The 8,610-nt window shown below is 38.9% G+C and carries 9 protein-coding genes; 3 read left to right on the top strand and 6 right to left on the bottom strand.

Annotation, left to right across the window (positions count from 1 at the left end; translation table 11 throughout):
* Window positions 1-128: 128 nt before the first annotated feature.
* Window positions 129-842, top strand: coding sequence for a hypothetical protein (locus Q0L68_RS12435; protein WP_296703586.1), 714 nt, complete (start codon window positions 129-131; stop codon window positions 840-842).
* 125 nt (window positions 843-967) lie between these two features.
* On the opposite strand, the gene Q0L68_RS12430 is transcribed toward Q0L68_RS12435, so the two are convergent.
* From Q0L68_RS12430 to Q0L68_RS12405, 6 genes are all read right to left on the bottom strand, one after another.
* Window positions 968-1,510: a hypothetical protein gene (locus tag Q0L68_RS12430; protein WP_296703583.1), complete on the bottom strand. Its 543-nt coding sequence runs from the start codon at window positions 1,508-1,510 to the stop codon at window positions 968-970.
* Between the two features lie 91 nt (window positions 1,511-1,601).
* Window positions 1,602-2,309: a hypothetical protein gene (locus Q0L68_RS12425; protein WP_296703580.1), complete on the bottom strand. Its 708-nt coding sequence runs from the start codon at window positions 2,307-2,309 to the stop codon at window positions 1,602-1,604.
* 28 nt (window positions 2,310-2,337) lie between these two features.
* On the bottom strand, window positions 2,338-3,087 hold the full coding sequence (locus tag Q0L68_RS12420; RefSeq protein ID WP_296703577.1) for a hypothetical protein: 750 nt from the start codon (window positions 3,085-3,087) through the stop codon (window positions 2,338-2,340).
* A 79-nt stretch (window positions 3,088-3,166) separates the two neighbouring features.
* A complete protein-coding gene (locus Q0L68_RS12415) occupies window positions 3,167-4,099 on the bottom strand; it encodes a DUF4412 domain-containing protein (protein WP_296703576.1) in 933 nt (310 codons plus the stop codon).
* An 87-nt stretch (window positions 4,100-4,186) separates the two neighbouring features.
* Window positions 4,187-4,780, bottom strand: a complete 594-nt coding sequence (locus Q0L68_RS12410) for a hypothetical protein (RefSeq protein WP_296703573.1) — start codon at window positions 4,778-4,780, stop codon at window positions 4,187-4,189.
* Window position 4,781: 1 nt separating this feature from the next.
* Entirely contained in the window at window positions 4,782-5,726 is a 945-nt protein-coding gene (locus Q0L68_RS12405; protein ID WP_296703571.1) for a hypothetical protein, read from the bottom strand.
* A 381-nt stretch (window positions 5,727-6,107) separates the two neighbouring features.
* On the opposite strand from Q0L68_RS12405, the gene Q0L68_RS12400 reads away from it, so the two are divergent.
* Both Q0L68_RS12400 and Q0L68_RS12395 read left to right on the top strand, forming a co-directional pair.
* Complete coding sequence (locus Q0L68_RS12400; protein ID WP_296703568.1) at window positions 6,108-6,845, top strand: LytTR family DNA-binding domain-containing protein; 738 nt, start codon at window positions 6,108-6,110, stop codon at window positions 6,843-6,845.
* A 7-nt stretch (window positions 6,846-6,852) separates the two neighbouring features.
* Window positions 6,853-8,367 carry a histidine kinase gene (locus tag Q0L68_RS12395; RefSeq protein WP_296703565.1) on the top strand — a complete coding sequence of 505 codons (1,515 nt, stop codon included), beginning with the start codon at window positions 6,853-6,855 and terminating at the stop codon, window positions 8,365-8,367.
* The last annotated feature ends 243 nt before the right edge of the window (window positions 8,368-8,610 follow it).

Raw genomic sequence — 8,610 nt, 5'->3', positions numbered from 1 at the left:
ATTTAATTCAAATGTTTTAAACCGATCCAATAAAAACATGCTGTACCTAAAGGCACAGCTCTTTAAACTTAACCTTGTTTCTACCCATAGCTAGTCCCTAAAGGGACAATTCAAAAGAAACCGCTATTATGATCTCATTTTTCAGAAAAATCCGCCAAAAACTACTCAATCAAAACCGAGTCACGAGGTACTTGACCTATGCCTTTGGTGAAATAGCCCTGGTGATGATCGGGATTCTGTTGGCACTCCAAGTGAATAACTGGAATGAAAAAAGGAAGACTAGGGTATTTGAAAAAGAAATTCTATCTCTTATAAATGAGAATCTAACTCGAGATTCTGCATCGATTGCCGCTGAACTCAACTCTGCTGCCCTCGGTATCCAATTAACCGATTCGATTTTAGATCGGGTGGATCAAAAAATCTATGATGAGCAATTGAATCTCTGGATGGGGAAAGTGATCAAATTTGAACGCTTCAGATCCCAATCCAGCGGATTTGAGGTACTTAAATCAAAAGGAATAGACATCCTTCAAGATAAGCAGCTTCAAGTGGATTTGATCACCTATTATGATGAGACTTTATTTAGGCTATATCAGGCGATCCTTGATGTGGAAGGCGCTTTCAATGTGGATTGGATTCCGGTGGTCAAACGTGAATTTAACGACTTCGTTTACGAAGATCGGCTGGAGCCCCGAGATTCTAAGGAGTTCTTCGAAAACTCCGAGCACATTGTGTTATTTAAGATGTACCAAGACAACCGTTTAGGAATAGTCACCAGAGGGGAGGTAGCTTTAAAGGAAATATCCGACTTGAAGGCCCATATTAAAAAGCAGCTCGAATGAGCTCACTCCAATTAAGGACCATTTGAATTTACTTTTTAAAAAGGGACCTATTTCTATTCAATTTTCCGAAAGGGATTTTTATCAAAAAGACTTTTTAATAAAATGGGAAGAAAACCTGATCAGTTTTAATAGCTCATATTGATTGAACCTTCGACGGGAAACAATTCCCCACGCTCCGTCATACCGGAGCCTTCTCCGTTGAAGGTAAGGATCAATTGATTTTTTGTGATTTTCTCAATCTTAATTTCCCCTTTCCGAAATACGATTCGCTTATTAGTCCGGCTTGATTCACGGTTTTGATTGAAGAAATTCAGATCAACTTTTACTGATGGCTGATTGGCTTCAGGGATGGAATAGTTCGCTGCGCCAGCTTCCAAAATCCCCGTTTGGGTAAGGTTGAGGTTGATCGATACGGGCCCGTCATTCGTATAGATCGCAAATTTTAAATCATCCCTTTCGAAATCCAGCTTGGTCTGTGGATTTAGATCTTCTTGCTTCAAAATGTGTGTTTCCCCTTCCATGGTCAAAATGACTCCAGGATCGGCAATCATATCAGATGCATAGACGGTTTGCACCTTTTCATTTTCCTCAGTGGATTGAACATTGGAATCACCCTTTGAACTGCAGGAAAGAATACTAGTGAGAAGTACGATAAGATAAAGTTTCATGGTTATTGAGATTTTAAGTAATGTTTAATTGATCGAATGGGAAGAACCAGAGGCTAAAATTCTCATGGATCTAATTTGCTTTCTCTAAAAACTACCGCTTGACCCCATCAGAGCAAGGAAGTGCAGCCATTCGTTGATTTATTACCAAAGCTTCTTTCATTAGTGCCATAGGATGAAAGTATCTTAAAAGAATGGCATTAAGGATAATGCTATTTATTCTGAAGTTTCTAAATTTCTCCTCTTCAGTTTGTTCTCTTTCATAGTAATCTCCTAATTCATCCGCATCCAAACCTACAGATTCAAAACTTCGAAGAAAAAACTCTTTATTAATAACATCCAGGTTAGTTTCACGAGAGAAGGGTACATCACCTAAAACATATTCTATGTAGTTGTTATATTTTACTAGGTTGACCAAGGCCTCCATCTTTCTTCTTCCATCTGGACCATCGTAATTAAGGTAATTGAATAATTGCTCCGTGCAGTACATAAAGGTGGTTGAGCCAAGTAGCATCTGGGATTCCAGACCCAAGAGATCATATTTATTTTGACAATCTTTTGCTTCCATGATTTGGTTATCCAAATTTTCAAACATGATGACATAAAGTGCTATTTGGGCCAGGCAGTACCTGCATTCCTCATATTCATCTTCAGGAGCAAATCCGTTTTTCAAGGAATCTAGTCTTAAAATGATCCCTTGGAGTGGATTTACTACTTGGTTGCCAGAGTTCTCCTTATTTTGAGCTATTGTTGGCAGGGTAAAAAAACTCAGAAGGATTATTGTTAGTATGCAGTTTCTCATTGGATAACTATTTTTCATTCCTCATGATCTATTTAAGCAGATCATATCTTCTTGTATTTATCTCAAAAGGCTTTTCTTCTATCCTACTTAAGGATAGAAAAACCGCTGTTCCAGAATTCCCATTAGGGGTAAAAGTCAGTTCAAAAATCTGATTGGGGTATTTTGAAGCCCATGACTCCTTAGGAATATAGGCGGCTTCTGGAATTCCACCGATATAGGGGAAATCAGCCTTCATCGTCAGCCAAACTTCAGTGGTACCTTCAGGAGAAGTGATCAACTGCCCCTTATAAAAAGCCCCTTCCCCAGCTTTAAATTTCAAATGTGTGATGTGAAAATCATCACTAGAAGGGTTATTTCCTGGAATACTCTTCCAGAAATTCTGAAATAATAAATCGTCTTTGGAGAGCGGAATGGCTGTTTTGTTCTCCTCTCCAGTTAATAAAAAGCATAGTTCCCGATCAGGATCCATGAGCAAGGTATAGTCTAGATCATCCCCATAGTCAATGTAGAGTCCGTAGTAATTTTGGTTTGGTTCACAATAGAGAAACATGCGGTATCCAGTACCATCCATTTCCAATTGATATACCATGGTGTAGGTGAATTGATAACTTTCCCGAAGCTCATTGACTTCCGCATCACCAATCATACTCATCAATCGCTTATTGGCCTCCTCGGGACTTTCTGCGCCAATTTTGATTACAGGTAACTTGGATTTTAGCCCATCTTTATTTTTCGGGTTGATAGAAATTTGCCCGCTGCAAAAAATTGGGAGCAGCAAGGCAAATAACCCCAGCCTTAATGAAAGCTTAGGAATTAATTTTTGACAATTGGAGAAGAAAAAATTCACGGCTGAATGATTAATTATCAAATCCCATCGAGGAGTATTCTTCCTTTCTCAAGACCAAGGACTCCTCCTTAAATTCAGTGCAGACCAAATGGAAATAGTCCTTACTTTTCTTGTTAGGCAAAAATTCCATTTCCAAAAACATGGTGTTTTCTGATAGCTCCACTCCGGTTTGTGGGAGCTGCCCGGAAGAAATAAAGCCGCCCAAAAATCCGACTGGGGTTTCATCCGTAAGATAGATTTTGGTAATTCCTTCTTCTGTTTCGATACTGTATCCTTTACAGGTATATCCCAATATTTCCTTACTCTCGATTTGGGTAATTTTCTGAGTCTCCACCGAAGACTGATTTTCAATCTCCTTGGACATATACTCATCAAAAACCTCCGAACTGGTATTCATCCGCATGGCCATTTTTCTGCCATCAGCTTCCATAAACATGACCATTGCACGATTTTCTATATCCATGACCGTAAGGTTAGTCCCTTTTGCCCTAGGATCTGACGGCATGTTGGCCACATATCTCTCTCCAGGCTGGAGCCAATAAATCATTTCCAATTCTTCCCTACTGGCCTCCACATTCATGACCACCCGATAGGAGAATCGGTATTCGTCTGGGATATCTGTCATGTCCCCTCCTCCCATCATCCCAGAGAATTTTTCTCGAAAAGCAGAATCCTGAGCAGAATCCCCACCTTCATTTGCTTGGCCAAATCCAAAAAGTCCAAATGGATTGGAAGGATTAGCTGTTTGACTTTTCTTTGATCCAGGTTGAGTAAGCGAATCAATGGCGGCATTGGTGCCATCTCTTGTTAACTTATCCGCCTTTTCGAGTGCTGCGCGTTCTGCGGCATTTTCCACGGTTTTTTTCAGTTTTTTAAGAAACTGAGCCTCCACTTGTGGTGCTGTAATCAAAAGTATTAAGAAGAAAAGAATATAGTGTTTCATAGTAAGGGTAGTTTTGGTAACCTGATTTTATTCTAAAAAAGGGTATAAGGTTCTAGCGATCGCGACTTCAATCATTTTCTATTTTTACTAGTTGGTTGGCAGGTTCTCTAGGTTTAATTCTTTCATAATCGCTCCTAACTCTTCCTTGGTGACTTCTTTTGCCTCGATATCCACGGCGAATCGATCTTTGTAAAAAAGTGCCCAGACAAATTCATCTTCCGAAAGACCAGATTCTTTCATTTTTATTCCTTCATGATAGATGGTTTTGGTATATCCCCAGGATCCTTTTTCATCGTAGTCCTTTGTATGGGAAAATTGATATGAGCTTACTGCACCTGATCCTTTTTCACCTGCGCCGTCAATGATCATGACCCGGATGCTTCGATTTCCAGTTCTATAAGTTGCGCTGCCAGTACCAAGCCCTGGCATAAAACTTTCAACAAATGAAGTTTGCGGCAAGCCGATTAGTGTGGCAGGGAAAAAGGCTTTGAATTGTTCCGTGCTTAATGGAGATAGTTTGCTCAAGTCCGTGGAATTCTCATGGACCGTTTCACCAGAGACAGCAAGACTTTCGGACTGCTCCGTCTTTTCGTCTGATTTTAGTCCTTCATTGCCGCTACAGGAGATCAATAGAAGTAATCCAAAAACGACAGCTACGGTATTTTTTTGGAATGAACTCATTTTATTTAAGTTGAAATTTTGTGAAAAGACCCTTTTTTTCTGCCTCTGGCACTTCAGAGATCAACACATAATTTCCAGGCGTTAGCTCTGCTTCAAAGTACCCTTTACCTCCTTCACCCAGATTATTCATTCCTCCCAAAAAGGTGAATCCTTTTGGCGCAGGTGTACGGAGTCCTGTAGGGTTCATCCAATTGAGCCAGAACTGAAGCGAATCTAGGGAGACGCCATCTTCGTATCGAATTAAGTTGACGTCATGTCCGACGAAATGCTCATAAACCTTCTGATCTTGAAAGTTGACCTCCATCACCTGTTTACCAAGGCCAGGAGGGGTAGCCATTTGAATCCCCTCAGTACTTAAAATATTTATTGATGTACTTGCCGTTGGGGCAGCCATCGAAGTAGGGGTGTCCCGAACGATGATTTGCTTGATCATCCCGTGGGAGGTATGCCATTCTCCATTGGCAGCCTTCACATAGCATTCCATAAGGTAAAGCCCCGGGCTTAAAAAAATGGTGCTTTTTGCGGTCTGCCCGGGAGAGATCAGGCCAGTACCTCCATGGTACTGGACCGAAAAAAACCATTCCGGTAAGTTACCAAAGGCGGCTATGGCCTCATCCATATTTCCTTCGATAATTTTCTTCATGCCAACCTCAAAAGGAGGCAATACCTCACGCTTATTGTCTGCGATAGTTTTACCCTCCGGATAAAAATCCATCAAAACAAAATGCACCTCCCCAGATTGATTTTGATAGCTTATAGTATTCCAACCCGAATACAGGGTATCCGCCACCAGAAATTCCATGCCTTTGGTTTGTACTGCTACCTGCCCTTGCCGTAAAAGCTCATCCAGGGTTGGAGTTTCGAATGTGGCTACTTCGTCAGAATTTCGGTTGGTACAAAAGGAAATCAAAAATGCCAGACAACAGATTAGCAGAGATTTTTTCATAAATGAATGGGTTTCAAGAATTTCAATAACTGATTACAGTCTCCCTTAATCGCCAAGAAGACTACTCTATTTTACCCATTCCAAAAAAAATTAAAAAGCAGCTCACTTTCCTTGTTTAAAAAAAATACATAATTGGTAATCAATACTTTATAAATTGGATTGAGATATAAAATGTTGACCGAATTCCAAATTTCATCTCAATTACACCAACCATGTGAAAAAAACCACCATCTATGAAGATTTAAAACTTCGTTGGATTCAACAGCTTATTTTTCCTTAGCTTTTAGTGTAATAAATGTACGGTGCCAGGAACTCATCGAATGACCAATCCTAACTTAATTCCATTTCAGGGTAAGACTTCAAATGTTTATATTTAAGTAAATGATCAAAGCCATCATCGTAGACGACGAATCTAATGCCATCAAGAATCTAACTTGGGAGATCGAAAAATTCTGCCATGACGTCAAAATTGTGGACAGCTTTACAGATCCTTTGGAGGCAGTATCTGCTATCAATTATTTGAAACCTGATTGTGTTTTTCTGGATGTGGAAATGCCGGGCATGAACGGCTTCGAATTGCTTCAACAACTTCATTTTAGAAATTTTGAGTTGATCATTACTTCAGCATACGATCAATATGCGATCAAGGCTTTTCGGGAGCATGCGGTAGATTATCTAATGAAACCCGTGGATTCGGATGATCTTATCGATGCGCTGGATCGGGTAAGGGAAAAAAAAGAAAACAATGGGCTAGGATTCATTCTCAAGGATATGATCAGCGATTGGAAAGGTAAAGAAGATAAAAAATTAGCCTTGGCAATGTCAGGCAAAACCCTTTACATAGATCGGGGAGAAATCCTTTATTGTAAATCCGATGGAAATTACTCCGAGATATTTTTCAATAATCAACATAAAGAACTCTTTACTATAAGGTTTAAAGACCTAGAAGAAATGTTGGGAAAAGGATTTTTTAGAGTCCATAATTCCTATATCGTAAGATTGGACGCCATAAAAGCCTTCGTCAATCAAGATGGGCCAAGCCTAACACTTTCTAACGGCACCCAAATACCAGTCTCCAGGTCCAGGAAAGCGGACTTATTGCACATCCTAAATCATTGAGAAAATTTTGGAAAAAAGCTATCTGGAAAATTTTTTTTGCTGCCCATTCCAAAATGGATTTCTAGTATTTACGATCGGAGGTCTTTTTATCCTGACAGTCTATCATTTCATCTTATTTTTTCAGCAAAAGGATAAAACTTATATACTCTATAGTGGGTATACTTTTTTTATAATTCTTTCGCAATTCAATCACTTTGAAGGAGGTTTTCTGTATGATTTAGGAGGACACTTTTACTGGATCATGGATTATCCCATGGTCTACACTGAGATCTATTACATCCTTTATGTATTGTTTGCACTTCAATTTTTGAATATCAAAGAAGCCCTTCCCAGCTGGCACAAAGGCATTATGATCGGTCTCTGGGTGATTATTTCCTATTGTTCGCTTCTGTTTTTATACTATTTTTTGTTAGATCCCAGAATCAATGAAGTGCTTTTAAGAGGGTATTACATATTCACTATTCTGATGTCTGGACTAGGCATTGTTACCTATATCCCTTTTTTCAAAGTAAATACCTCTTTAAGGTATTACATGATTATTGGGTCGCTTTTATTGCTAACGTTCTCGGTGGCTTCTTTGGCAATTCATCAAGATCTGACAAAAAATGAGTTGCCAGTGGAGCCTTCATACAGTGTGCTCTACGTAGGCTTTTTGTTAGAAAATATACTCTTTTCTCTGGGATTAGGCCAAAAGCAGAAGCAGATCCTCGAAGAACGTAACCAAACCCAAAAACTACTAATCCATCAATTTCAAGAAAATGAGCAACTCCGGATTGAAGTTCAAAAACAGCTTGAGGAAAGTGTCAAATCTATGGAACTAGCCGCTAAGGCGGAAAAAATGAATTTGCTTCAAGCTTCCTATGATAAAGAACTGGCAGAACTGAAACTTTTAGCTTTGAGGAGTCAGATGAACCCACATTTTATCTTTAATTCTTTGAACTCCATCAAATCTTATATCATCGAAAATGAAGCGGAGGAAGCCATTTACTATTTAAATAAGTTTGCCAAACTGATACGTAAATTTTTGGCCTCGACCCGAGAAAAAGAGTCTACGCTTCAAGAAGAATTGGATACAATGAAACTCTATGTGAATATTGAAAATCTTCGTTTTGATCAACAAATCCACTTTTCTATTTCAGGCCTGGAAAAAGTGGATCCCCAAAAAATTCTTATTCCTTCTTTACTATTGCAGCCATTTTTAGAAAATGCCATTTGGCATGGTTTGTCTGCCAGCAAAGAAGATAAAAAACTTCAAATTAATTTACTTACTCTTTCAGAAGAAGAACTTGCATTAGAAATTATAGACAATGGGATTGGTTTACCCGCTTCCAATCAGAACCAAAAGAAAAAATTGCATAAATCAGAATCTGTAGGGATTTCACTTTCACAGGAACGACTCAAACATTTCTCTCAAAACTATACTCGAGAAGGGGAGATTAAGCTAGTAGACTTAAAGAAAGTTGATCCATCAGAAAGCGGAGTTCAAGTAATCATCAAAATCCCGATTAAGCTTCGAGAGTAAATGGAGTAGGATCTGAGGATTTTAATAAGTTATGTTTCTAATTTAAAAGGTGTTGGGAATCGATTTTTGAATTCAAAAACAATAATTATCTTCAAATCCTATGATCTCAATTTTCCGAAAAATACGTCAAGCACTTCTCCAGCAGAATAAATTCACCCGATACCTAATCTATGCCCTAGGGGAGATTTTATTAGTAGTAGTTGGAATTTTGATTGCCCTTGGGGTTAATAACCACAATGAAAC

Source organism: Algoriphagus sp., assembly GCF_024642405.1.
Classification (GTDB): domain Bacteria; phylum Bacteroidota; class Bacteroidia; order Cytophagales; family Cyclobacteriaceae; genus Algoriphagus.
This window is presented reverse-complemented; position numbering and strand designations above follow the sequence as displayed.